General features: G+C 69.9%; 19 protein-coding genes. 9 read left to right on the top strand and 10 right to left on the bottom strand.

From position 1 onward, the window contains the following. Positions 1 to 9 precede the first annotated feature (9 nt). Positions 10 to 2616: an aminopeptidase N gene (gene pepN, locus QQX04_RS08235; protein WP_301128056.1), complete on the bottom strand. Its 2607-nt coding sequence runs from the start codon at positions 2614 to 2616 to the stop codon at positions 10 to 12. A gap of 106 nt (positions 2617 to 2722) precedes the next feature. On the opposite strand from pepN, the gene QQX04_RS08240 reads away from it, so the two are divergent. Beyond that, positions 2723 to 4048 carry a carboxylesterase family protein gene (locus QQX04_RS08240; RefSeq protein ID WP_301128058.1) on the top strand — a complete coding sequence of 442 codons (1326 nt, stop codon included), beginning with the start codon at positions 2723 to 2725 and terminating at the stop codon, positions 4046 to 4048. A gap of 16 nt (positions 4049 to 4064) precedes the next feature. On the opposite strand, the gene QQX04_RS08245 is transcribed toward QQX04_RS08240, so the two are convergent. The 3 genes from QQX04_RS08245 to QQX04_RS08255 all read right to left on the bottom strand — a co-directional run bounded on the left by QQX04_RS08245 (position 4065) and on the right by QQX04_RS08255 (position 8407). Beyond that, positions 4065 to 5525, bottom strand: coding sequence for a GGDEF domain-containing protein (locus QQX04_RS08245; RefSeq protein ID WP_301128059.1), 1461 nt, complete (start codon positions 5523 to 5525; stop codon positions 4065 to 4067). Positions 5526 to 5643: 118 nt separating this feature from the next. Continuing rightward, a complete protein-coding gene (locus tag QQX04_RS08250; protein ID WP_301128060.1) occupies positions 5644 to 6879 on the bottom strand; it encodes an MFS transporter in 1236 nt (411 codons plus the stop codon). Between the two features lie 55 nt (positions 6880 to 6934). Then, positions 6935 to 8407, bottom strand: a complete 1473-nt coding sequence (locus tag QQX04_RS08255) for a GGDEF domain-containing protein (protein WP_301128061.1) — start codon at positions 8405 to 8407, stop codon at positions 6935 to 6937. A 283-nt stretch (positions 8408 to 8690) separates the two neighbouring features. On the opposite strand from QQX04_RS08255, the gene QQX04_RS08260 reads away from it, so the two are divergent. Genes QQX04_RS08260 through QQX04_RS08275 form a run of 4 tightly spaced genes read left to right on the top strand, consistent with a single transcriptional unit; the run spans position 8691 to position 12955 of the window. Beyond that, positions 8691 to 9881, top strand: a complete 1191-nt coding sequence (locus tag QQX04_RS08260) for an SPFH domain-containing protein (protein WP_301128063.1) — start codon at positions 8691 to 8693, stop codon at positions 9879 to 9881. Between the two features lie 8 nt (positions 9882 to 9889). Then, a complete protein-coding gene (locus QQX04_RS08265) occupies positions 9890 to 11143 on the top strand; it encodes a TFIIB-type zinc ribbon-containing protein (RefSeq protein ID WP_301128065.1) in 1254 nt (417 codons plus the stop codon). Further along, on the top strand, positions 11140 to 11505 hold the full coding sequence (locus tag QQX04_RS08270; RefSeq protein ID WP_301128067.1) for a hypothetical protein: 366 nt from the start codon (positions 11140 to 11142) through the stop codon (positions 11503 to 11505). The genes QQX04_RS08265 and QQX04_RS08270 overlap by 4 nt, the downstream gene beginning before the upstream one ends. A 58-nt stretch (positions 11506 to 11563) precedes the next feature. After that, positions 11564 to 12955, top strand: coding sequence for an MFS transporter (locus QQX04_RS08275; protein ID WP_301128069.1), 1392 nt, complete (start codon positions 11564 to 11566; stop codon positions 12953 to 12955). Positions 12956 to 12982: 27 nt separating this feature from the next. Here QQX04_RS08275 and QQX04_RS08280 read toward each other — a convergent pair whose 3' ends face one another. From QQX04_RS08280 to QQX04_RS08295, 4 genes are all read right to left on the bottom strand, one after another. Next, a complete protein-coding gene (locus QQX04_RS08280; protein ID WP_301128071.1) occupies positions 12983 to 13543 on the bottom strand; it encodes a DUF3558 domain-containing protein in 561 nt (186 codons plus the stop codon). Positions 13544 to 13709: 166 nt separating this feature from the next. After that, positions 13710 to 15119 carry an MFS transporter gene (locus QQX04_RS08285; protein ID WP_301128072.1) on the bottom strand — a complete coding sequence of 470 codons (1410 nt, stop codon included), beginning with the start codon at positions 15117 to 15119 and terminating at the stop codon, positions 13710 to 13712. Continuing rightward, positions 15116 to 16075, bottom strand: a complete 960-nt coding sequence (locus tag QQX04_RS08290) for an AraC family transcriptional regulator (RefSeq protein ID WP_301128074.1) — start codon at positions 16073 to 16075, stop codon at positions 15116 to 15118. The genes QQX04_RS08285 and QQX04_RS08290 overlap by 4 nt, the downstream gene beginning before the upstream one ends. 90 nt (positions 16076 to 16165) lie before the next feature. Then, positions 16166 to 17548: an MFS transporter gene (locus QQX04_RS08295; protein WP_301128076.1), complete on the bottom strand. Its 1383-nt coding sequence runs from the start codon at positions 17546 to 17548 to the stop codon at positions 16166 to 16168. A gap of 163 nt (positions 17549 to 17711) precedes the next feature. Here QQX04_RS08295 and QQX04_RS08300 point away from each other — a divergent pair, with 163 nt between their 5' ends. Further along, the gene (locus QQX04_RS08300; RefSeq protein ID WP_301128078.1) at positions 17712 to 18287 is read left to right on the top strand and encodes a dihydrofolate reductase family protein; all 576 of its coding nucleotides are present in this window, start codon (positions 17712 to 17714) and stop codon (positions 18285 to 18287) included. 19 nt (positions 18288 to 18306) lie between these two features. Here QQX04_RS08300 and QQX04_RS08305 read toward each other — a convergent pair whose 3' ends face one another. Together QQX04_RS08305 and QQX04_RS08310 are read right to left on the bottom strand one after the other, a co-directional pair. After that, on the bottom strand, positions 18307 to 18780 hold the full coding sequence (locus QQX04_RS08305; protein ID WP_301128079.1) for a tRNA (cytidine(34)-2'-O)-methyltransferase: 474 nt from the start codon (positions 18778 to 18780) through the stop codon (positions 18307 to 18309). A gap of 29 nt (positions 18781 to 18809) precedes the next feature. Then, a complete protein-coding gene (locus QQX04_RS08310) occupies positions 18810 to 20564 on the bottom strand; it encodes a chloride channel protein (protein ID WP_301128081.1) in 1755 nt (584 codons plus the stop codon). A gap of 67 nt (positions 20565 to 20631) precedes the next feature. On the opposite strand from QQX04_RS08310, the gene QQX04_RS08315 reads away from it, so the two are divergent. The 3 genes from QQX04_RS08315 (at position 20632) to QQX04_RS08325 (ending at position 24862) form a co-directional block, all read left to right on the top strand. Next, positions 20632 to 21156, top strand: coding sequence for a MarR family winged helix-turn-helix transcriptional regulator (locus QQX04_RS08315; protein WP_301128083.1), 525 nt, complete (start codon positions 20632 to 20634; stop codon positions 21154 to 21156). 88 nt (positions 21157 to 21244) lie between these two features. Further along, positions 21245 to 23119, top strand: a complete 1875-nt coding sequence (locus QQX04_RS08320; RefSeq protein WP_301128085.1) for an ABC transporter ATP-binding protein — start codon at positions 21245 to 21247, stop codon at positions 23117 to 23119. A 63-nt stretch (positions 23120 to 23182) separates the two neighbouring features. After that, positions 23183 to 24862, top strand: coding sequence for an alpha-glucosidase (locus QQX04_RS08325; RefSeq protein WP_301128087.1), 1680 nt, complete (start codon positions 23183 to 23185; stop codon positions 24860 to 24862). Positions 24863 to 25199: the final 337 nt, after the last annotated feature.

Consider the following 25199-nt stretch of genomic DNA (forward strand, 5'->3'; position numbering starts at 1 on the left):
CGCTGAGCGTCAGCCCTCGTAGGCGGCGTCTGCGGCCTGGTTGACGAGCGCGCGGCGCACGCCGTCGCTGCCTTCGCGGACCAGGCGCTTCAGCGCGTCGTGCGCATCGGCGTTCGCCTCGAGCCACGCGAAGGCCCTGTCCTGCAGGTCGGGCACGCGGCCCGCGAGCTCGACGGGGTAGAGGCCCTCGATCAGGTTCGTGGCCATCTCGTTGGTCTTGTCCTTGTAGACCCTGCGGAGCATCCCGAAGTACTGGTCGACGAACGGCTCAAGCAGCGCGGTGTCGTGCACGATCGAGAAGCCCTGCGTCGCAGCGAACTGGAGCGCGTTCGGCATGTCCTCGCCCTCGGCCGCGTTCACGAGCGCGTCCCAGGTGGCCTGCTTGGCCTCAGGGGTCGCGATCGCGGCGCGAGCGGTGGCGGCACGACGCTGGCCCGAGGCGGTGGCGTCCTTGGTGAGCTGGAGCTCGATCGCCACCTCGCCCACGCGACCGCCCGCGGCGAGCGCCGTGAGGAGGTCCCACGTGAGGTCTGCGTCGAGCGGCAGGCCCTCGAGCTGGATCTTGCCGTCGATGATCGCCTGCAGCGTGTCGAGCTGAGCGTCCGACGAGGCCAGTGACGCGTAGGCGCGCACGAACTGCAGCTGGTTGTCCGAGCCGGGCTCTGCGCCCAGCGCGAGCGACCACAGGGACGCGGCGGCGGCACGGGTCGCCTCCTCCGAGGCGGACGGTGCCGCGTACAGCGTCAGCGCGGTGTCGAGCTGGCGCAGGAGCGTGAGCACGACGGTCGACTGGTCCTCGGTGGCGATGCAGCCGAGCACGAGGTCCGCGAACTGGCGTGCGGGCATCTCGCCGTCGCGGGTCATGTCCCACGCCGCCGAGAGCACCATGGAGCGCGGCATCGCGTCGGTGAAGGAGCCGACGTGCTCGACCGCGGTCGCGAGCGACACCTCGTCCAGGCGGACCTTCGCGTAGGCGAGGTCGCCGTCGTTCACCAGGATCAGGGCGGGGCGGCGGATGCCGACCATCTCAGCGATCTCGGTGCGGGCGCCGTCCAGGTCGACCTCGACGTACGAGGTGCGCTTCACGGTCGCGTCGCCGGCCTCATCGGTGACGACGTCGTAGGCGCCGATGCCGATGCGGTGCGGGCGCTGGGTGGGCCACTCCTCCGGGACCTCCTGGAGCACCGAGAACGCCGCGATGTCGCCGTTGCTGTCCTCCTCGATCACCGGGCGGAGAGTGGTGACCCCCGCCTTCTGCAGCCACACGTCGGACCACGCCGCGAGGTCGCGGCCCGAGGCCGCCTCGAGCTCGACGAGCAGGTCGGTGAGGACCGCGTTCGAGTGGTGGTGCTTGCGGAAGTACTCCTGCACGCCGGCGAAGAACTCGTCCTGGCCCACGTACGCGACGAGCTGACGGAGGACCGACGCGCCCTTCGCATAGGTGATGCCGTCGAAGTTGACCTCGACGTCTTCGAGGTCCCTGATCTCGGCCATGATCGGGTGGGTCGAGGGCAGCTGATCCTGTCGGTAGGCCCACGACTTCTCGAGCGAGTTGAACGTGACCCAGGCATCCGAGTACTTGGTGACCTCGGCCGCGCACAGGGTGGACATGAACTCGGCGAACGACTCGTTGAGCCACAGGTCGTTCCACCACTTCATGGTGACCAGGTCGCCGAACCACATGTGCGCGAGCTCGTGGAGCACGGTGATCGTGCGACGCTCGACGCGCGCCTGCGCGGTCTTGGAGCGGAACACGTAGTCCTCGAGGAACGTGACGCAGCCCGCGTTCTCCATGGCGCCGGCGTTGAACTCGGGCACGAAGATCTGGTCGTACTTCTCGAACGGGTAGTCCATCTGGAACTTCTCCTCGTAGAACGAGAAGCCCTTCTGGGTGTCGTCGAGGATCACATCGGCGTCGAGGAACTCGGCAAGCGCCTTGCGGCAGTACACGTTCGCGCTGAGCGTGCCCTTGTTCGACTCCACCGAGCCCTGCACCTCGTGGTACGGGCCCGCGACGATCGCCGTCACGTAGCAGGGGATGCGGGTGGTGGGGGAGAAGGTCCAGCGGGCGACGCCGCGGTCGATGCCCGCGTTGCTCACCGTGCCCTCGAGCGCAGTCTTCTCCGACGGCGAGTTGGACAGCACGTGCCAGTGGTCAGGCGCCGTCACGGTGAAGGCGAACGAGGCCTTCAGGTCGGGCTGCTCGAACACCGCGTAGACGCGGCGCGTGTCCGCCACCTCGAACTGCGAGTACAGGTAGACCTCGCCGTCCTCGGGGTCGACGAACCGGTGCAGGCCCTCGCCCGTGTTCATGTAGGCGCAGTCGGCCACGACCGTGAGCTCGTTCTCCGCGGCGAGCGCCGGCAGCGAGATGCGGCTGTCCACGAAATGGGTCGCGGGATCGAGCGCCTCGCCGTTGAGGGTGATGCTCAGCACCGACGGTGCGATGAGGTCGATGAAGGTCGACTCCCCGGGGGTGGCGGAGAAGCGGACCGTGGACGTGGATCGGAACGTCGTCTCAGAGGTGGTGAGATCGAGCTCGATGTCGTAGCTGTCTGTGGTGACGGCAGCGGCGCGGGCCTCGGCCTCTGCGCGCGTGAGGTTGGTACCTGGCATACGCGGATTCTGTCATGTCCAGGTGACAGTCAGGTGATGGCCTCGGCATACGGGCGTAAAGTGCGTGACAGGGGTCATCATCGCTGAGAAGCCGGGAGGTTCCGTCGTGCCCGATTCCGCTGTGCGCCGTGTGGACACGGCGCTGGGTCCTGTCCTCGCGCACCGCGACGGGGATCTGTGGCGCGCGAGAGGCATCCCCTACGCGGTCGCGGAGCGATTCCAGCGGCCCTCGCCGGTGAGCCCCTGGCGAAAGCCGTTCGACGCGTCGGCCCCTGCGCCGGTCAGCCCTCAGCATGCCGACGGCCTGATGGGCTCCGTCAGCCCCGACTACCTGGAACGGCTCGGCACCGACGAGCAGTGCCAGCGAGTCTCAGTGACCTGGCCTTCGGGAACGGGAGACGCACCGCTGCCCGTCGTCGTCTGGATCCATGGGGGCAGCTACCTCACCGGCGGCGGCGACCTGGACGGCTTCGACCCGGCCCTGCTGGTCCGGGAGCAGCGCGTGATCGTCGTATCCGTGACCTACAGGCTGGGCCTGCTCGGATGGCTCGGCGACGGTGACTTCGCTCCCGCCAACCTTGGCCTGATGGACATGATCGAGGCGCTGCGCTGGGTGCGCACGTGCATCGAGGGCTTCGGAGGCGACACCTCGAAGGTGACCGTCATGGGGCAGTCGGCGGGCGGCGACGCGATCGCGGCGCTCATGGCGGTGCCCGAGGCACGCGGGCTCTTCAGGCGCGCGATCGTGCAGTCGGCCCCGCTCGGCATCGGCGACCGTCGCGGCGCCATGCAGCGCACCATGCTCCGCACCGTGCGTCCCGTCGACCCCACGATGAGCCTCGACCAGGTGCTCGACGCGAACGAGGAGATCTACCGCGCGACCCGCAAGCACGGGCTCAAGGGGCTCATGCCGTACGGGCCCCAATGGGGCAGGTACCCGCTTCCGCCCGAGTCCAAGCGCGCCGACGCCACCGCGCTCGCGCACGACGTCGACCTGCTGCTCGGCCACATGTCAGACGAGGGCGTGCTCGTGGGCGCGGCTCTCCCACCGCTCGGGAAGGCGTTCAGAGCGCCGGTCGTCGGCGGGGCCGTCCAGCACGCTGTCGCGGGGTCGCTCCAAGCGGCGGTCTACGAGAAGGCGGCGGCGCACTTCGTCGAGGAGCATCGGGCCGCCGGTGGCAACGCCATCCACTACGTGCTCGGGTGGAAGGCCACCGGCTCGCCGATCGCCGACGGGCATGGCATGGACATCCCGGTGCTGCTCGGGGACCCGGACGCCTGGGTGGAGGCCGATGGCCTGAAGCATGAGAGCCCCGACCGCATACGTCGGGTCGGCGTCGCGGTGCGGCAGGCGTGGGGCGACTTCGTCAGGGACGGTCGCATCTCCCGCGAGTCGGCGGACGCGGCCTCGGAGTGGCTCACTCTCAGCTGACCCGGCGTGCCCGGCGTCACGGTGCCGAAGCGTCCCGCTTCTCCTGCTTGTCCGCGTACATCGCGTGGTCGGCGCGCGTGAGCATCTCGTCCACCGTCGGCAGCTCGCCAGGCGTGCCCGTCGCGAGGCCGATGCTTGCAGACGCCCGCGCAGGCCCGTCGCTCAGGGAGAAGTCGTGGCCGAGCGAGGTGCGCACCCTGGTGGCCAGCGCGTCGGCCGCGTGCGCGGGCCCCTCGACGACCATGACGAACTCGTCGCCGCCCAGCCGGCCGACGAGATCGGAGCCGTCGTGCCGCATGAGCCGGTCGAGCCTCACCGCGATCGCGACCAGCAGCTCGTCGCCGATCGCGTGGCCGCGGGTGTCGTTGATCTCCTTGAAGCCGTTGAGATCGATGAAGCACACGACGATCCCCTCCGCCTTGCCCGAGGCGACCCGCGCCGCCGCGTCTGCCAGGTGCCTGTCCACGGCCCGCCTGTTCGGAAGCCCGGTGAGCACGTCCCTCTCGGCGAGGAGGCGCAGCCTTGCCTCAGCCTCGCGGTGGGCCTGGGCGAGCTGGTTCACTCGAGTCAGCACCATGACCACGAGGGTGATCGTCGCGCCTGCGCTCGCGAGCCAGCCCACGTACCCTCCGGTGAGCGACCTCGCGACGGAGACGACGGGGGTCAGCACCACCGCGACGCCGAGCATCACGATGCGCGTCGAGGTGAGACGGCTCGGATGGGGTTCGCCCAGCTCGAGCGAGGACGGCGCGACGGGATGCGCGATCGCGCCCCACGCGCACGCGAAGGCGAGCGGCCAGAACGCACCCACCCACCAGGGGGCGATCCCCGTCACGGGGTCCGCATACATCGCGCCCAGCGCGTTGCCTGCGACAGTCACGACGAGCGCGGCCCCGTAGTAGCGCATGACGGGAAGCGCCTCGCGCGGCACGACGCGGTTCGCCCGGAGTCCGACGACGACGCCGATCGAGCCCGCGAGGATGATCACGATCGCGAAGATGTAGGCGCGTTCGGCGAGCGTGGCCTCGCCGGCCTCGAGTGCGGGCGCGAGAAGCACCTGCCACAGCGCAGAGGCGCCTGCGACGGCGAGCGTGGCGGCATCGAGCACCCCGCCGGTGTCGCGGCTCGCCGATCTGCGCACGACGAGAGCGGCGGCGGCCAGGAGGAACAGATACGAGACGCCCATGAGCAGCTGCACGAGCGTGTGGGTGGCCGCCATGTCTCCGTGGAGGAGCACGGTGACGAACCACACGAGCGTGACGAAGTCCAGGAGCACGAACCCCGCGAACAGGGTGGCGTAGAACAGGCGCACGAACCCTGCGGAGCGCACCATCCTGACGCCGCCGGCCCACGTGACGAGCAGGCTCATGGCCGCGACTGCCAGCGCGCTCGCGGTCGCACCGCCGAACAGGGCGGCGCCCACGGAGACGAGGGCCATCGCGGCGACACCCCAGTGCACGCGCGCGGCTGCCGACATCTGTCTCACTCGTCGCTCATCGGTCGCAGTGCGCGTCGTTCAAGGTGCGTGCGCGGGCGATACGGCCCTGCGTGGGCAACATCACAGGGATGCACCGGAGTCAGGCTCCGGCGGGCGGTCAGCGCTCGACCGGCACCTCACGCATGCCTCGCAGCGGCGACAGCAGCACGAGGGGCACGGAGGCCAGGATCAGCAGCGCGCCCGCCCAGAACGCGGCAGGCGTGCCAGCGGCCGACGCCAGGGCGCCTCCGAGGACGGCGCCGACAGGCCCGGTTCCCTGCACCGCGAAGCTCATGGAGGCGTTCATCCGCCCCTGCATGTCAGGCGGGCACAGCTGCTGACGCAGCGTTCTCCCCGTGACCGAGTAGACCGTCACCGCGGCGAGTGAGACGGTCTCGGCGAGCAGCAGCACGCCGATGTTCCATCCTCGCGGAAGCGCCAGGGAGACCGGGTACAGCAGAGCGGCGGCGCCTCCGACGACGGACGCGGCGACGACGACCCCGCCCTCGCCGAATCGGCGCGTGAGGGCCGGGCTTGCAGCGGCTCCAGCGATGCCTCCGACGCCAGAGACGCCGAGCAGCACGCCCAGCGCGAGCGCATCGAACCCCATCGTGCGGATCACTGCGACGGGCATCATCGCCACGATCGCCATCATCCCGAGGTTCGCCACAGCGCTACGTGCCAGGATGCGTCGTTGCAGAGGGTGGGAGACCACGTATGCGAGGCCGTCCCGGATGCGCGGGGGTGCGGCGTGGACGTGTCGGCGCGGTTCGGGGAGCTTCAGGGCGGCGAAGCCGGTGACGACGGTCGACGCGGCGGCCGCCAGGGGCAGCAGGGGCGCCGCGGCGAAGCGGCCGAGCACGCCGCCCAACGTCGGGGCGACGGTTGACGACACGTGCGCTCCGGTCTCGATCCTCGCGTTGGCGGCTCCGAGCGCCCCCTGGGGCATCATCGCAGGCACCGCTGCCTGCGCCACGACGACGTAGGTGGTGGCAGCAAGGCCTGCCGCCACGGCCAGCGCGAGCAGCCACCGCTCCGTGAGCCAGCCGAGCGCCCACACCCCTGCGATCGCGGCCAGCGCAAGGCCGCGCACGAGCGCGGCGGTGGCCATGATCCGACGTGGCGAGAAGCGGTCCGCCCACAGCCCGGCGGGGAGCGAGATCAGCAGAGGTGCGAGGAACAGCCCGGCCTTGATGGTTCCGATCCACAGCGGACTCGCCGCGAGCGTGACCGTCGCCACGAGCGGGATGCCGAGCACTGCGAGCTCGTCGGCGAATCGCTCCGCCACGCGCGCCGTCACGAGTGCGCGCAACGGGCCGCGCGCCTGCGGCTGCGGGGGCGGCTGCGCGGTCACCGAGTGAGTATCTCACCGGCGCGTCGGGCCCGTGCGATGCGATCCGCGAGGGAGGTCAGGCGTTCCGGGTGGCGCGACGACGACGCTTGTCCTCGTACATGGCGTGATCGGCGAGCGTGAGCAGCGCATCCTCGGTGCAGGGCTCGCCCCGTGTCGCGGATGCCGAGCCGATGCTCGCGCTGATCGTCGCGAGGCCGTCCGTCAGCAGCACGGGCTCGTCGAAGGCTCCGCGCAGGCGCGCCTCGATCGACTGGAGGGCGTGCGCCGGATCGCATTCGGCGATCAGGATGAACTCGTCGCCGCCGAGCCTTCCCAGCACATCTCCCTGGTCGATCCTTGCGGCGGCTGCGAGGCGCCGAGTCACCCGCTGCAGCAGCTGATCGCCGGTGGCATGGCCACGGGTGTCGTTGATCTCCTTGAACCCGTCCAGGTCGATGAACGCGACCACGACGCCCGGGGACCTGCCAGCGTCCACCTTGGAGACGAGCTGGGAGAGATGCCGGTCCACCGAGCGTCGGTTGGGCAGCCCCGTGAGGACGTCGTGATCGGCGAGGACCTGGAGCCGTGCCTCTGCTGCTCGGTGCGCCCGCGCCAGCTGGCCCACGCGCAGCAGGACCATGATGAGGATCGCCAGATGCGCGAGCGCGCCCGAGAGCCATTCGGTGTACCAGCCCGCGAGCTCCCGGGTCACGGCGATCGCGGGCGTCGCGACGAGGGCGGCGCCGAGGAGCGCGAGCCGCTTCGAGCTGAGGCGGCTGGGGCGCGGCTTGCCGACAGCGAAGGCCTCAGGGCCGGCCGGGTGGGCGACTGCAGCCCATGCTGCGGCGTAGGAGACGGTCCACAGCGAGTCGATCCAGTCGGGGGACATGCCGGTGGTGGCGTCCACGAGCACGGAGTCGAGGACGTTCGCGGCGACTGCGATGAGGATCGCGGTGGCGAAGTAGCCGAGGACCGGCAGGGCCGCGCGCGGCACGGAACCGTTGACGCCGACACCGGTGACGATGCCGGCTGCGGCGCTCAGGATGATCGTGATGGTGAACGCGTAGACGCGCTGTGACGCCGGAGCGTCAGCGTCGTGGAGGGCAGGGGACAGGAACGCCTGCCAGGTCGCTGAGGCGAGCGCGACACCCATCGTGGCGGCGTCGAGGACGCCGCCAGGGTCCCGCCGCACGGACGGCGCCATCGCGATGAACGCCGCGGCGAGCAGGAACAGGTACGAGAGCCCGAGAAGCAGCCTGTAAGGGCCATCCGGCGGCAGGTCGGCACCTCCCCACGGCACCGTGATCATCCACATGAGGTTCACGGCGATGAGCAGGGTGAAGCCGGTGAGAAGGAGCGCGTAGGGCACCCGGGTCGGGCCGATGGCGCGGATCATCCTTGCGAGCACGGTGCCCGCCACGAGCATGCTCAGCAGCGTGACGACGGCGCCCTTCACCACGGGCCCCCCGGTGCAGTACACGCCGAGCGACACAGCCGCGAGCGCGACGGCGGCGGCGAGCACCTTCGCGGCGGGGCTGAGTCGGGTCATGGCGCTCCTATCGGCGGTCTTGGCGAGGAGTCAACAGGACACCCGTCGAAAAAGGGGTGGACAGTGGTGAACGTCACGTCGGCACGCGGGGAGATGTCGGGATCGCCCTTTCTCGGGAACTGGAACGCCCCCGCCTTTCCGGGTCACCAGGTGCCTGCATCGGGTTGCGGCCACTTGCGGCACCTGGATAGGTTTCCTGTGCGGACTGTCCTGTCCGCGCTAGGGGGAGGGCCTCGCGGGGTCCGCCGCGCGGCATGCGCCGCGCCTGAGTCGAGGAGTTGCTGTGGGGTTCATCCAGATCGCGCTGGGAGCAGGCTGGGACGCGCTGAAATCGTCATTCGGGGATCAGTTCCTCGACTTCCTGGTCCCGCCCACCGGCTTGAGCGACACCGCAGTCCTCTTCCCTGCGGTGACCCAGGGCACGAACGCTGGACGTGGCCAGAACACGCGCGGCTCCGAGAACATCATCACGAACGGCTCGGTCATCGTCGTGCCGGAGGGCTACGGCCTCCTGACGTTCCAGGACGGCGCGGTCTCCGCCGTCGTCGCCGAGGCGGGCGCGTACCGGTGGGACAGCGAGTCGCAGGACTCCAAGTCGGTGTTCTCCGGCGGCGGCCTGCTCAACTCGACCTTCACCACCTCGTGGGAGCGCTTCAAGTTCGGCGGCCGGCCCATGGGTCAGCAGCTCGCCTTCTACGTGAACCTCAAGGAGATCCCGAACAACAAGTTCGGCACGCAGAGCCCCATCTACTGGGACGACCGCTACCTCAACACGCAGGCGGGCGCGATCACGCGAGGCACCTACGTGCTCGAGATCGCGGACCCGGTGCTGTTCGTGAAGACCCTCGTGCCCGCGTCGTACCTGTCGGCGGGCGCACGACCCTTCGACATCACCGAGGCCACCAACCCGGTCTCCGAGCAGCTCTTCAGCGAGGTCGTCGGATCGCTCGCGGGCGCGTTCTCGCGCTACGTGAACGACCCCGACAAGGACCACCGCATCACCCGCATCCAGGGTGACTCCGTGGGCTTCGCGAAGTCGCTGTCGGAGGAGGTGGAGAAGAACTACCAGTGGACCACCGAGCGCGGCCTCGAGATCTCCTCCGCGACGCTCGTCGCCATCGAGTACGACGCCGACACGCAGGCGCTCCTCTCCGACGTCCGCAAGGCGGACGCGCTGTCCGGCGGCCGCGCCGACACGTTCCTCAAGCAGTCCGTCGCGCGCGGCGTCGAGAACGCGGGCGAGACCGGCGGAGGCACGGGCCTCGCCATGATGGGCATGGGCATGGGTGCGATCGGCGGCATGGTCCCGCAGACCCCCGGCGCCCCTGCAGGCATGGCTGCGGGCGCCGCCGCACAGCAGCCCGCCGCACCCGACCCCCACGCGCAGCTCGCCTCTGCGAAGAAGATGCTCGACGACGGGCTCATCACGCAGGAGGACTACGACGCCCTCAAGAAGAAGGCCCTCGGGCTCTAGGGGCAGGCATGGCTGACATCAACCCCGAGTCCCCGGGGTCGCAGGACGGCGCGCCCGACGGCGCCGACGGCCTGGACGCCCCTGACACCTCCGGCCCCCAGCACCTGGCGACCCCGGCCGGCCGCGCCGACGGCGTGGTGCGCTGCCCCAAGTGCGGCGCCTCGGACGTGGTCGAGCTCAAGGACCAGCACATGTTCATGTGCGAGTTCTGCCGTCACCGGTGGGGCTTCGAGCGCCTCGACGAGGCGATGGGCCTGTCCGAGGGCATCGCCGACCTTCGTGGCACGACCTACTCGACCGCCGCATCGGACATCGTCTCCGACGACGCGCTCGTCACCATGAAGTGCGACGGCTGCGGCTCGGAGGTGGTCGTCGACACCGACCGCACGCTCCAGGCGCGCTGCCACTGGTGCAAGCACGTGCTGTCGCTCAACAACCGCATCCCGAACGGTGCGGTGCCCGACGGCATCCTGCCCTTCTCCATCACGCGCGAGCAGGCGATGCAGCACATCGCGAGGTTCGTGGAGGAGCGGAAATCGTTCGCGCTGCCCGAGTTCTCGTCCACGTTCACGCCCGAAAACATCATGGGCGTCTACCTGCCGTACATGACGGTGGACGGCAACATCTCGGTGCGGCTGGACGGCGTGGGCGAGATCACGAGGCGCACCACGCACAGCAAGGAGCACGGCACCACCTACTACGGTGACCGCTACTCCGTGACGCGCTTCCTGGACATCGAGATCGACGACCTCATCGTGGAGTCGAACTTCGACAAGGCCGACATCCACTCGGCGACGAGCACGAACAACGTGATCAACGCGATCCTCCCGTTCGACGTGAAGAACATCGTGCGGTTCGACGCCCACTTCCTGGGAGACGAGCACACCTCGCAGCGCCGCGACATGGACATCGACGAGGCGGAGAGCATCGCGGCCGGGCACTTCATGACGGTCGCGCGCGGAGCCTCGACGCAGTCGGTCGCGCAGTACAAGCGCGGCGTCCGCTGGGAGTCCGAGCAGGTGCGCATCGACGGCGCCCGCTGGACCTCGGTGCTGCTGCCGGTGTGGCTCTACGGATTCACCGAGACACGCAAGGGACGTCCCGTGACGCACTACATCGCGGTCAACGGCCGCACAGGCGCGACGATGGGCTCGGTCCCGATCAACACGCGCAAGGCCGCGCTGCTGGCCTGGGGCATCGCCGTCGGCGTGTCCGTCGTCACGTGGCCCCTGGGCTTCCTGACCCTGGCGGTGGGCGGATGAACGGCGACGGCGGAGGCGGCGTCGCATTCGTCGCGCTGCTCCTGTTCGCGGCGGGTCCCGCGGCGGGTTGGGGCACCTGGTGGTGGATCCAGCGCAAGTACCGCAACCGCGACGCCCGCTACCGTCCCGACCGGACGGTGGATCATCACGTCTCGGGCCTGACCGGAGACGACCACCCCAAGGGAAGCTTCCGCAGCCGCTCGGGGTCCACCGAGGGACGCAACGAGAACGAGCCCGACCGTCGTGCGCGCAACGCGCAGTTCTTCCATGGGGAGCTGCACTCACCGCCCACGCCGGACGAGCCCGATGACGACCTGACGGGGGAGGACCCGGAGCCACCCCCGCCGCCACCGGCACCCTGACGTCGGGGAGGCGCCCGGACGGGGACTGTCCTCGGCTCCGGGCGCCTACACTCGTCCGGTGACCGAACCCGTCGACCGCGCCCCGACCGCTGACGACGCGCCTCAGACGGCCCCCGCGAAGGGTCGCAGGCTCGTCGACCTCGCCCCGCTGAAGGCCTCTCCTGCCTTCGCGCGCCTGTGGGCGGGCGGCACGATCGCCAACATCGGCGCGCAGATGTCGATCGTGGCGGTGGGCCTGCAGATCTACGACATCACCGAGTCGACCTTCATGGTCGGGCTCGTCGGTGGTGCGTCCCTGATCCCGATGATCATCGCGGGGCTCTGGGGAGGCATGCTCGCGGACGTCTTCGACCGGCGCCGCCTGCTGATCGTGTCGTCGCTCGTCTCGTGGGCGTCCACTCTGGGGCTCGTCGCGCTCGCCCTGTGGGACCTCGCCGAGATCAGGTCCGGCGGCCGCGCCGAGGCATGGCCCTTCCTCGTGGTCACCACCGTCAATGCCGTCGCGGCGACGATCTCGGGCGCGACTCGAAGCGCCCTCGTCGGGCGGATCCTGCCGCCCGAGCTGGTCTCCCGCGCGAGCGCCCTCAACGGCATCGCCATCGGTGTCGCGCTGACGGTCGGCCCCGCGCTCGCGGGCGTGCTCGTGGCGAGCGTCGGATTCGCGTGGACGTTCGCGGTGGACGCCGTGCTGTTCAGCTTCGGGTTCCTCGGCGTCTGGATGCTGCCCGCGCTACCGCGCCTGGGTGAGAAGGCGGAGGCGGGCTGGGGCATGCTCCTCGAAGGCCTGCGGTTCCTGAGGCACGCGCCGAACCTGCGCATGAACTTCCTGGTCGACATCATCGCGATGACCTTCTTCCGCCCCTACGTCCTCTTCCCCGCGCTCGGTGCGACGCTCGTCGGCGGAGGAGCGCTGACCGTGGGCGCCCTCACGGCGGCCGGCGCGGTCGGGACGATGCTCGCGTCGCTCTTCTCCGGACCCGTCGCCCGCGTGCACAGGCATGGAGTCGCGATCCTGCGCGCGAACCTGACGTTCGGCGGCTTCGCTCTCGCGTTCGGCGCGATCACGCTGATCGCCTCCCGCGTGGAGCACGAGCCGGCCGAGGGGTGGGGCGGCATCCATGCCGGCACGCTCGTGGCGCTCTCGGTCGCGATGATGGGCATGGGCGCCTCGGACGAGGTGTCCGCGATCTTCCGTCAGACGATGATGATCCAGGCGGCGCCCGACCAGATGCGCGGCCGCATGCAGGGCGTCTTCGTCGTCGTCGTGACAGGCGGACCGCGACTGGGCGACATGTATGCGGGAGTGCTCGCGACTGCGGTCGCGCTGTGGTTCCCGCCACTGCTCGGAGGGTTCGTCATCGTCGCCGCCACGGCGGTGCTCGTGAGGCTCCGCTGGAAGCCGGGCGGGCTCAGATTCCTGGACTACGACGCGCGCGACCCGCGTCCCTGAGCGAGACGACAGACGAGCGGAAGGGCGCTACAGCGCGGAGACGACGAGCGCGGCGACCGCCGCCGTGCTCTCGGTGAGGTCCGTCCATGCCTCCGTGTAGTGGAGCACGTAGACGGCGATGCCGTCAGCGGTGAGCGCGCCGACGATCGTGCCGTCTGGCGCTGCGTACCCCGACTCGATCCCCTCCAGCTCGGCCTGGGACAGGTCCCCGTAGACGGTCACCGCGCGCGCGATCTCCTCGTCCTCGGAGCCGGAGAAGATCCTGACCGCGACCTGCACGGACGCGTAGCTCTCGCCCGTGCCGTTCCACTCGCAGATCGACTCCTCCTCGTTGGACAGGTAGCCGTTGAACGCACCCTCGCCGAAGGAGACGCCGAGCGTCGACTCGAGTGCGGCGGCGTCGATCAGCTCGCACGGGTTCGGCAGGTCGGGCGAGACCTCGTCTGCGCCGCGCGTGGCCTCGGCCGCGGCATCCTCCACCGTGTACTCCGGCTCGGCGCTCGGATCCTCCGTCGACGAGCACGCCGTCAGCAGAAGCGCGGAGGTGCCGATCAGCGCGGCGGCGCCAAGGGTCAGGCGGGAGGGCATCGGGTGATCCTTCGGAGGGCTGCCGCGTCGGCGCGGCCTGGATGGGACGGTATCCGGGTCGTTCGGCGGTGTCAGGATAGTCCGTTTTCGGCTGCTCCTGAACCTCTCTCCACGGGTGTCGCGTCGGCCCTGGAAAGTGGCATTCGATGCCTGTCACACGGCGCGCTCAGGGCCAGCGCGAGCCCGACGGGACGACCGGGACCTCGCCCATCCTCCACAGCGGCGACCTGACGAGCAGCAGCAGGCCGAGCGCGTTCCCGAGGCCCCCGATCCAGAAGGCGGGTGCGAGTCCCCAGTGCTCTGCGACGACTCCTGAGATCAGTGCGCCGAGAGGAGCGATCCCCCAGATCATCACGCGGATGGAGGCCGTCATCCTCCCGATCATGCGGGGCGGGCACTGCTTCTGTCGCATGGTCACCTGCACCACGTTGAAGGAGACGATCGCGAACAGGCCTCCGATCATGCTCACTGCGAGGACGCCGAGGGCGACCGGCCGCGGCACGAGGAAGGTGACCACGGGCAGCATGAAGGCGACGGCGTTCACGGCGTACGTGACGGCGATCGAGTGTCCGTCGCCGAACGTGCGGGCGAACCATGGGGCGGCGAGCGCGCCGAGGATGCCTCCGATCGAGCCTGCCGTGAGGAGCAGGCCCCACCCGAGGGGTCCCACCTCGAGGTAGCGCAGGACGAGCACGGGGAACATCGTGAAGGCGATGCTGGAGAAGAAGTTCGACACCGTGGTGGACACGACCACGGGGCGGATGAACGGGTGCTGGAAGACGAACCTGAGGCCGTCGGCGATCTCCTTGCGCATCGTGGTGTCGTGCTCGCGGGGCGGTGGCTCATCGGCGGGGATCCGCCAGATGGCGAGGGCCGAGACGAGATATCCGACGGTCGCGAAGATCGGCAGGAGCGGTGCCGAGATGACTCGGGCCAGCACGCCGCCGAGGCCCGGCCCTGCGGCGCGCGCCACCTCGTTGGTCATCTGAAGGCGGGAGTTCGCCTCGCTCAGCTGCTTCTCGGGCACGAGCGACGGCACGATCGACATGTAGGCCATGTCGAAGAAGACCTGCGCGGCGGACATGGTGAGCGCGATGACCATGAGCCAGTGGACCTCGAGCAGGCCCATCAGCCACAGGGTCGGGATGGCCGCCATGGTCAGGGCGCGCACGACGTTCGCGACGGCCATCACCTTGCGGCGGGAGACGCGATCCACCCAGGCCCCGACGGGCAGGCTGAGGATCAGGAAGGCGATGCCCTCCGCCATGCCCAGGATGCCGATCTCGAGCTCGGTCGCGGCCAGGTAGGTGATCGCGATGATCGGCCACGCGACCTGCGCGATCTCGACGGCGACGTTCCCGACCGTCTCGCCGGTGAGCAGGGCCATGTACGGGCCGTTGCGCCACAGCGAAGGCGGTTCCTCCGCGTCGTCCTCGTGCGCGGCCGACGGGGCCGCTCCGACCTCGGTCATGACGGGCTCGGCGCCGATCGGCGTCGGCGAGACGGTCTCGGTCGCGTCGACCTCGTCGAGCGGTGCGTGCTCTGGGGGCGTCTCGGGTCGCTCGTCGGCTGTCACGACGGGATCCTCTCGTGGTGGGCGGCGCGTCGCGCGGCAGCAGGGGTGGTGGCGTGGGCGCGCATGAAGGCACGGCCGAAACCCGCCTCGGACGCGTAGCCGCACCGGGCGGCGATGGCTGCGACGGTGTCGTCGCTGGTCTGGAGCATGTGCAGGGCGAGGGCCATGCGCCGGTCGGTCACCATGCGCAGGGGAGTGGTGCCGGTGACCTCGGTGAATCTGGCGGCGAAGGCGGACCGTGACATGCCGGCGGAGTGCGCCATGTCGGCCACCGTCCAGTCGTCGGCGGGACGGGCGTGGATGCGGGCGACGACGGCGCCGATCCGCTCGTCGGTCCAGGCGGCGGGAGCGCCTCCGTCGTAGTCGGCCTGCTCGAGCCAGGTGCGGGTCATGAAGAGCACGAGCAGGTCGGCAAGCCTGGTCATGACCTCGTCGGCGGCGGTGCGTCGGTCGACCGCTTCGCGCCGGAGCATGCGGACGGTGGCGGGCACCCAGAGGGCGCTGAGGTCGTCCTTGGGGAACACCTTGATGACGGGTGGGAGCTGGCGGAGTATCCGGAGTGCGGGGCCCGGCTCGAGTTCGAGCGTTCCCATCAGGACGCGGCAGCGGGGTCCGTCTCCCCGCGACGTGATGGTGGCGAAGGTCTCGGTGACGGGGTGCCGGAGCGGTTCGCTCGTGCTCGGCGGGACGTCCAGGGATGACGCGACGTCGTGCGTCATGCCGCCGGGCACGAGGGCGAGCTCGCCCGGGCCGAGCGTCTCCGACTTGCCCTCGTGGGGTGCGACGGTGCACTCGCCGTCGGTGACGACGTAGAGGCGGAAGGCGTCTGCGGAGGGACCGCGGGTGTAGCGCCACGGTGCCTCGAGCGCGCCGTCGAGAAAGTGCGAGGACCTCAGACGCAGGGTCCGCAAAGGGGCGCGCAGGGCGGGGCGGTCTCCCTCGGGTGAGCTGGACATGCTCCGATGGTGGCCGAATACTGTGCTGATCGTCCACCGTGATGGACGATCAGCAGGGATTACCGGAGCGTCGGGCAGGGCGCCGGTCGGCTATCGCGGCACCTGACCGTCCACGTCGACGCTCGTCGCCTCGAGGCTCTGCTCGCCAGGCTTGACCTCCTTGATGCGGGAGGACTCCACGCGCTCGCGCGCCCAGGTGGACGGGTGGTCCTGGCGCGCGAGCCATTCGTCGGCCGAGCGGACGCGGCGCACAGGGGAGAGCGCCACGATCAGCCAGCCCAGGATCGACCCCACCAGCGCGATGAGGAACGCAGGGCCCAGCCCCAGGCGGCTGCCGAGCTCGCCGCCGAGCAGCGACCCGATCGGCATGACGCCCCACATGGCGAAGCGCATCGTGGCGGTCATGCGTCCGAGCATCCGCGGGGGGCACAGCTGCTGACGCATCGTCACGTGCGCGATGTTGAAGACCGTGATGCCGCCGAAGCCGAGGAGCATCGACGCGAGGAGCGTGAGGTAGCCGGCGGTGGGCGGCAGGATCAGCGCGAGCGGATAGGCGGCGGTGGTGAGGGCGGCGACCCCGAAGCCCCAGACGATGACCTTGCCGGAGCCGAAGCGGCTCTGGAGCCACGGCGCGAGCCTTGCTCCGCCGAGGGAAGCGAGCGCCGCGAGCGTGAAGAGCATGCCGTACGCGGTCTCCGAGACGCCCATCTCGCGCAGGATCAGGATCGCCATGAGTGCGCGTGCGAGGTTGTCGAACAGGCCGACCGCGGCGGCGGAGAGCGTGGTGCGGGACAGCAGCGGGTGGCGGAAGACGAAGGACGTGCCCTCGCGGACCTCGCTCCAGAGCCCACCCGCGGACTTCTCGCCGCGCTGCTCCTCCGCCTTGATCCGTGAGACGGCGAACGCGCTGGCCAGGTAGCCGATGGCGCCGGCGCCGAGCAGGTTCGGCGCCTCGAGGATGCGGGTGAGCAGGCCGGCGGCGCCAGGTCCGGCGACGCGGGCGACGATGCCGACGGTCTCCAGGTTCGCGTTCGCCTGTCCCAGATGCTCCTTGCGCACCAGGGACGGCACGACGGAGAGGTAGGCCACGTCGAAGAACACGGTGGCGAATCCGAGCGCGAAGGCGATCCCGATCAGCCAGGCGATGGTCAGGTGCCCGGTCATGTAGAGCGCGGGGATCATCGCCATGAGGGCTGCGCGGACCAGGTTGGCGGTCATCATGACGGGGCGCTTGCGCATGCGGTCCACCCACGCACCCGCGGGAAGGCCGATCAGGAGGAACGCTGAGGTCGCGGCGGCAAGGACCAGGCCCGACTCACGCTCGTCGGCGCCAAGGTAGTTGACGGCGGTGATGGGGAGCGCGAGCGTCGCGATCTGGACGCCCGCATGCGAGATGGCCTCACCGGTGAGCAGTGTGGTGAAGCTGCGGTTGCGCCACAGCGAGGGGGTCTCGTTCTCGGCCTTCGTCGTCACGCGAAGATTCTGCCACCGAACTCGAGTATCGCTGACCAAGGTCAGAGGAATCCCAAGTGCGCGTGCACGAGGCTCCGCACAGCGGCGTCGGGCATGGCTCCTGCGGCGCCCTGAACCATGTCCGCAATAAGCCGTTCACACTCTTTCCGTTACGGTAATGAACATGTCGACCACCCCGGGCCGCGTTCGCGGCTACCTCGCGACCTCGGCCGACGGCTTCATCGCAGGCCCTGACGATGAGATCGGGTGGCTCCAGGAGCCACGCAACTCCGGCGTGCCGATGGCGGTGGGCCCCTGGGCGGAGGTCGTGCCGGACGGGACGACGTACGAGGACTTCGCCGCCAACGTCGGTTGCCTCCTCATGGGGCGCAAGACGTTCGACGTCGCGTGCGGGTTCGGCACCTGGCCCTACGGCGAGATTCCCGTGCTGGTCGCGACCACGCGTGACCTGTCGCAGTCCGAGGGCTCGGTCACGGCGGTCTCAGGGGACATCGAGGACCTGATCGATGCCGCGCAGGATGTGGCCGGCGGCAAGGACATCTATGTGGACGGCGGTTCGCTGATCCGCCAGGCGCTCGTCGCGGACCTGCTGGACGAGCTCATCATCACCGTGATCCCCACGGTGCTGGGCGACGGGCTGCGCCTGTTCGAGGCGCCGATGCCGCGCATCGACCTGGCCGTCGCAGACGTGCGCAAGTACGGTCCCGGCTACGTGCAGACCACCTACCGCGTGGAGTGAGGCGGCGCGTCGCGCGCTGTCAGACGTGGCCGTCGAAGTCGGCCTGCCGCGCGGCCTCGTAGGCGGCGATGGCCGCGGAGTTCGACAGGTTGAGCGAGCGTCGGCCAGGCAGCATGGGGATGCGCAGCCATGAGGTGATGCGCGGGTGGTCGAGCACCCAGTCGGGAAGACCGGTGGGCTCGGGCCCGAACAGCAGCAGGTCGGTGGGCTCGTAGGTGACGTCGGTGAAGCGTGTCTCGCCGCGACCGGTGAACGCGAAGACGCGAGAGTCGGGGAACTCGTCCAGCAGCGCGTCGAGGCTCGGGTGGATCGTCATCGATGCGAGGTCGTGATAGTCGAGGCCCGCACGCTTGAGCTTCGGCTCGGACAGGTCGAATCCCAGCGGCTCCACGAGGCGCAGCGTGCAGCCGGTCACTGCGGACAGGCGGATCGCGTTGCCGGTGTTGTTGGGGATCCGCGGTTCGAAGAAGACGATCGAGGGCAGCGCGGTCATGGGTGCCAGTCTCCCATGGTTGATGCGCGTCACACGGCGGAGGACATCCTCCTGAGCACCGCCTCGGTGCGCAGCCAGCCCACGAGGTTGCCGTCGTCGTCGAGCACGGGGAGTCCGTCGTTCGACTCGCCTTCGAGCATGCGGTCGAGCACATCGGCGACCGGGGCGTCGGGGGAGACGTAGTCGCGCCACTCGATGAGCTGCGAGACGGTGACCTCCGACGCGTCCTCGTCCTGGGTGATCGCTCCTGCGGCCGACGAGAGGGTCACGACTCCGACGTACTCGCCGTGCTCGGTGATGACGGGCAGTGACTTGCGGCCCGAGGTGAGGAGGAACTCGACTGCGTCCGCGGCGGGCAGCGTGGTGCTGACGGTGCGGGGCGCCTTGCGCATCAGCGTGTCCACCGACACTCCCGTGAGGGCGGCGGTGCCGGGACGCACGGTGAGGTCCACGCCGCGGCGACGCAGCTTGGCCGTGTAGATCGACTCCTTGGACAGGTGCGAGGACAGCATCGTCGAGACCACGACGGCCAGCAGCAGCGGCAGGATGATCGTGTACTCGCCGGTGAGCTCGAACAGGATGATGACGGCCGTGATCGGCGCACGCGAGGCGCCCGCGAAGACGGCGGCCATGCCCACGAGCGCGTAGGCGCCGGGGGTGATCCCCGCGTCGGGAAGCATCCAGGCGAGGGCCTGCCCGAAGGCGGCGCCGAGCATCGCTCCCAGGAACAGGGAGGGGGCGAACACCCCGCCCGAGCCTCCGATCGCGATGGTCAGCGACGTCGCGACGACCTTGGCGAGCAGGAGCACCACCAGGAAGCCGATGACGTACTCGCCCATGACGGCGTTCTCGAGCACCGGATAGCCGACGCCGTACATCTGCGGGATGACGAGCAGCAGCAGGCCGAGCAGGAGGCCGCCGACTCCCGGGCGCAGCCACTCGGGGCCCTTCCAGATCTTGTCCGCGACATCTTCGAACCAGTACAGCGCCTTGGTGAACCCGATCGCGACGAGCGCGGCGAGCAGGCCCAGCACGGCGTAGAGCCCGTACTCCCCGACGTGCGAGACGTGGAACTCCGGGAGGGTGAGGAACGCCTCGTCTCCCAGGATCGACCGGGCGATGACGGAGGCTGTGACGGACGACAGGACGACGGCGGCGAAGGTGCGCGCGGCGAAGCTCACCAGCAGCAGCTCCATCGCGAAGAACACTCCGGCGATCGGCGCGTTGAAGGTAGCGGCGATGCCGCCCGCGGCACCGCAGGCGACGAGCAGGCGCACCTGGGACTCGTTGAGCTTCACGGCGCGGGCGAGCGCGGAGCCCAGCGCGGAGCCGATCTGCACGATCGGGCCTTCGCGGCCGACCGAGCCTCCGGAGCCGATCGTGATGGCGGAGGCGAGCGCCTTGACGAAGGCGACCTTCACCGGGATGCGGCCGCCTCGCTTGGAGATGGCGTACATGACCTCGGGCACGCCGTGCCCGCGTGCCTCGCGTGCCCAGCGATGGATGATCGGACCGTAGATGAGTCCGCCGACGGCGGGCGCCAGCACCACGAAGAAACCCCCGAGCCAAGGGACCCAGGGGTGAGGTGCGTGATCGGTCACGGCGGAGTAGTCGGCGTGACCGGAGAAGAAGAGCGTCGCGGTCTCGATCAGCCAACGGAAGGCGATCGCGCCGAATCCGGCCGCGGCGCCGATGACCAGCGCGAGCGCGATGAGCGCGGAGTTCTCGGAGCGGCGCAGCCACGTCAGCGCGCGGCGGTGGAGCGGTGCTGGAGCGGGGGGCACGGGTCAGTCCTCACGTGTATTCATGCAACTGTTGTACGGTAGCACGCATATCCATTACGGTGAACGCATGAACAAGGCGCCCGACACCGGCGACAGCACGTCGTCAGCGACCGCCCCGCCGCCCTCCGGCGATCCCCTCGCCGACCCCACGATCGGCGCCGCGATCCTCGCCTCCCGCTCGCTTCTCGGCTTCGTCGCCCGTTCGCTCGCACCTGTGCTCGAGGAGCTCACGCTCGTCCAGTTCCGCATCCTGGTCGTGCTCGAGACGGCGGAACCCGCACGCATGGCTGACCTCGCCGAGAGCGTCGGCGTGCACCCGTCCACGCTCAGCCGCACCGTCGACCGCCTCGCCGCAGGGGGCTGGGTCGAGCGGGTGCCCGTGGAAGGCAATCGGCGCGAGGTACATGTGGAGCGGACCGAGAAGGCCCGGGAGCTCGTCGCCGAGGTCACCCGCCGTCGCCGTGCCGAGATCGCCGCGGCGCTCACCTCGCTTCCGCCCGAGGACCGCGAGAAGGTCCGCGAGGGCATGGAGCTGTTCGCCGCCGCCGCCGGAGAGGCCGCACCCGGCGAGCTCCTCGAGCTCGGCCTGTAGCCGCGTCCGCCCGCCCAGGCGACGGGAATGGTTCCTGACGCCGTCCCGTTGCGCCGTACGCTGACTCCCTGAGCAGAGAAGAGGTCGCATGGGTCCCGGTGGTGGCGGTCGCAGACTCGTGCGCAACGAGGACGAGGCGCGACGCGAGATCGCGGAGGCGCCCCGAATCCCCGACCTGTGGAAGCGGATCGGCGCGCTCTTCGTCCCGTACCGCGGGCACCTGATCCTGACGGCGGTGCTCGTCATCGCCGCCTCCGGCGCGGCCGTGATCCCGCCGCTGATCGTGCAGCGGGTCTTCGACGAGGCGCTGTTCCCCACCGACGCCTCCGGCACCGTGGGCAGCCCCGACATGGGGCTGCTCGTCGAGCTCGTGGCCGTCATGATCGGCATCTTCATCGCTGCCGCAGCGCTCGGTGTGTGGCAGACCTACGTGACCTCGACCGTCGGCAACCGCGTCACGGGTGACCTGCGCGTCCGCCTGTTCACCCGCCTGCAGTCGATGGAGCTCGGGTTCTTCACCCGCACCAAGACGGGCATCATCCAGTCGCGGCTCCAGAACGACGTGGGCGGCGTCTCCAACGTGCTCACCACATTCGTCCAGACCATCGTCGGCAACGTCGTCACCGTCGCGGCGAGCCTGGTGGCGATGATCGTGCTCGACTGGCGCCTCACCCTGCTCGCCGTGATCCTCATGCCCGCGCTCGTCGTGGTGCAGCGGCGCGTCGGCCTGATCCGGCAGCGCATCGCGGCGCGCACGCAGGAGAGCCTGTCCGAGATGACGGCCATCACGCAGGAGACGCTCTCGGTCAGCGGCATCCTGCTGTCGAAGACCTACAACCGACAGCGCTTCGAGACCGCCCGCTACTCAGATGAGAACAGCAACCAGGTGCGGCTCCAGGTTCAGCAGGCGATGTCGGGGCAGTGGTTCTTCGGACTCGTGAGCATCGTCATGTCGTCGGTGCCCGCCGTCGTCTACCTGGCCGCCGGATGGCTGATCTGGTCGGGCTCTCCCGACGCGGCCGGCGGCGCCCTGTCCGCGGGAACCATCGTCGCGTTCACCACGTTGCAGGCGCGGCTGCTGTTCCCGCTCATGGCGCTCATGCGCGTCGCGCTCGAGGTGCAGACCTCCAAGGCGTTGTTCGCGCGCATCTTCGAGTACCTGGACCTCGCGCCCGCGATCTCGGACCGACCCGGGGCGATCGACGTCGCCGACGCTCCGGGCCCGATGGGCCGGATCGAGTTCCGTGACGTCGGCTTCCGCTACCCGGGTTCCAGGGCCGACGCCGCGCCGACGCTGTCGGGCGTCACCTTCACGGCGGAGCCGGGGACGACGCATGCGTTCGTCGGTCCGTCGGGCGCGGGCAAGACCACGGTGGTCTATCTCGCGGCCCGCCTCCACGAGGCGACCGAGGGGTCCGTCGTGTTCGCGGGAGCGGACGTGCGCGACCTGACCCAGGAGTCCGTGGTGGATCGGATCGGGGTCGTCACGCAGGAGACGTACCTGTTCCACGACACCATCGCCGCCAATCTCCGCTACGCCAGGCCGGACGCGACGGACGCCGAGCTCGAGCGGGCGTGCCGCGCGGCGAACATCCATGACACGATCCTCGGCTTCGAGGACGGCTACGCCACGATCGTGGGGGAGCGCGGGTATCGGCTCTCCGGTGGCGAGAAGCAGCGCATCGCGATCGCGCGCGTGCTGCTGAAGGACCCGCCCGTGCTGCTGCTCGACGAGGCGACCAGCGCGCTCGACACCGTCAGTGAGCGCGTGGTTCAGGAGGCGCTCGACAACGCCGCCCAGGGCCGCACCACCCTCGTCGTCGCGCACCGGCTCTCCACCGTCGCCGATGCCGACGTCATCCACGTGGTCCAGGGAGGACGCATCGTCGAGTCCGGCTCCCACGACGACCTCGTCGCGCGCGCCGGCGTCTACGCGGAGCTCGCCGCGGCGCAGCGTCGTTAGTGTCACCGAGCGCCACCCCGCGGGCCTAGGGTGAGAGGGACGACGCCGTCGAAAGGGGCAGAGGTGAGCAGCGACTGGTGGAAGTCCGCCGTGGTGTACCAGATCTATCCGCGGAGCTTCCAGGACTCCAACGGTGACGGCATCGGCGACCTCAACGGGATCCGTCAGCGGCTCGACTACCTCCACGACCTGGGAGTCGACGTCCTGTGGCTGTCGCCCATCTACGAGTCGCCGCACGCCGACAACGGCTACGACATCTCCGACTACCAGGCGATCGACCCCTCGTTCGGCAGCATGGCCGACTTCGACGCCCTGCTCGCCGAGGTCCATGAGCGCGACATGCGGCTTGTCATGGACCTGGTGGTCAACCACACCTCCGACGAGCACCCTTGGTTCCTCGAGTCGCAGGCGTCCAAGCGCAGCGCCAAGCGGGACTGGTACTGGTGGAGCCCGCCGCGGCCCGAGTACAGCCTCGGCCAGGAGGGCGGCGAGCCCACCAATTGGCGCAGCTTCTTCTCCGGTCCCGTCTGGGAGCCGCACGAGGACTCCGGCGAGTACTACCTGCACCTGTTCCACAAGAAGCAGCCCGACCTCAACTGGGAGAACCCGGAGGTCCGCCAGGCCGTCTACACGATGATGAGCTGGTGGCTCGACAAGGGCGTCGACGGCTTCCGCATGGACGTCATCAACCTCATCTCCAAGGTGCTTCCGCTCCAGGACGGCGCGCCGGGCGCGGGCGGGCTCGGCAACGGCTTCCCCCTGTACGCCTGCGGCCCACGCATGCATGAGTTCCTGCAGGAGATGCACCGCGAGGTGTTCGACGGCCGCGACGCGGAGCTCCTCACCGTCGGCGAGATGCCCGGCGTGACGCCCGAGGACGCGCTGCTCGTCACCGATCCCGACAGGCGTGAGCTGGACATGGTGTTCCAGTTCGACCACGTGGACGTGGACCACGGGCCCGGGGGCAAGTTCGACGTGCAGCCGCTCGACCTGGTGCGGCTCAAGTCGATCCTGGGCCGTTGGCAGTCCGAGCTCGGCGAGCGCGGCTGGAACAGCCTCTACTGGGACAACCACGATCAGCCGCGCGTCGTCTCCCGCTTCGGCGACGACGGCGAGCACCGCGCCCGGTCCGCCAAGGCGCTCGCGGCCGTGCTCCACCTCATGCGCGGCACCCCGTACATCTACCAGGGCGAGGAGCTCGGCATGACGAACGCCGGGCTCGCGACCATCGACGACTACCGCGACGTCGAGAGCCTCAACGCGTACGACGAGCTGCGCGCCCAGGGGTGGACGGACGCGAAGGTCATCGAGGGCCTGCAGGCGATGAGTCGCGACAACGCGCGCACGCCGGTCCAGTGGGACGCGTCGCCTCATGCGGGTTTCACGACGGGCACGCCGTGGCTCAAGGTGACCGGCAACCACACATGGCTCAACGCCGCCGCGCAGGTGGACGACTCGGACTCGGTGTGGGCGTTCTATCGTGAGCTGATCGCGTTCCGGCATGCCGAGCCGGTCGTCGCCCATGGCGACTTCCAGATGCTGATGCCCGAGGACCCGCAGGTCTTCGCCTACCGTCGTGCGCTCGACGGCGTGGTCCTTACGGTTGTCGCCAACCTGTCCGGCCAGACGGCTGAGGTCGACGGCTCGGTCGGTGGGGGAGAGCTCGTGCTCGGCAACATCGACGGCGCCTCGTCAGAGGGGCCGCTCGCGCCCTGGGAGGTGCGGGTCCTCCGCTCCGCCTAGCCGCCCGGGTGCCCGGAAAGCAGAAAGGCGGGAACGGACCATGGGGTCCGCTCCCGCCTTCCGGCTAGAAAGTCTTCAGGGTCGAGCTACTCGCCGCAGCCGCAGCCTCCGCAGGCGCAACCGCCCGACGTGTCTTCAGCAGCAGCCTTGTCAGCGGTGAGCTCGATCAGGTCGATGCTCGTCTTCTCTGCCATAGAGTGCTCCTCTCGTCCGGGTAGGGGCCCCGATCGGGGTCCGTCCTGACACGATACGCCTCGGTCGCCGAAAAGTGGAACACCGAGTGCAGTTCACCACGCCGGGGTGGCGCGAAAGCGTGCCAGCCACCCCGGTCGTGACG

The organism is Demequina zhanjiangensis, from assembly GCF_030418315.1.
In the GTDB taxonomy this organism is placed as follows: Bacteria; Actinomycetota; Actinomycetes; order Actinomycetales; family Demequinaceae; genus Demequina; species Demequina zhanjiangensis.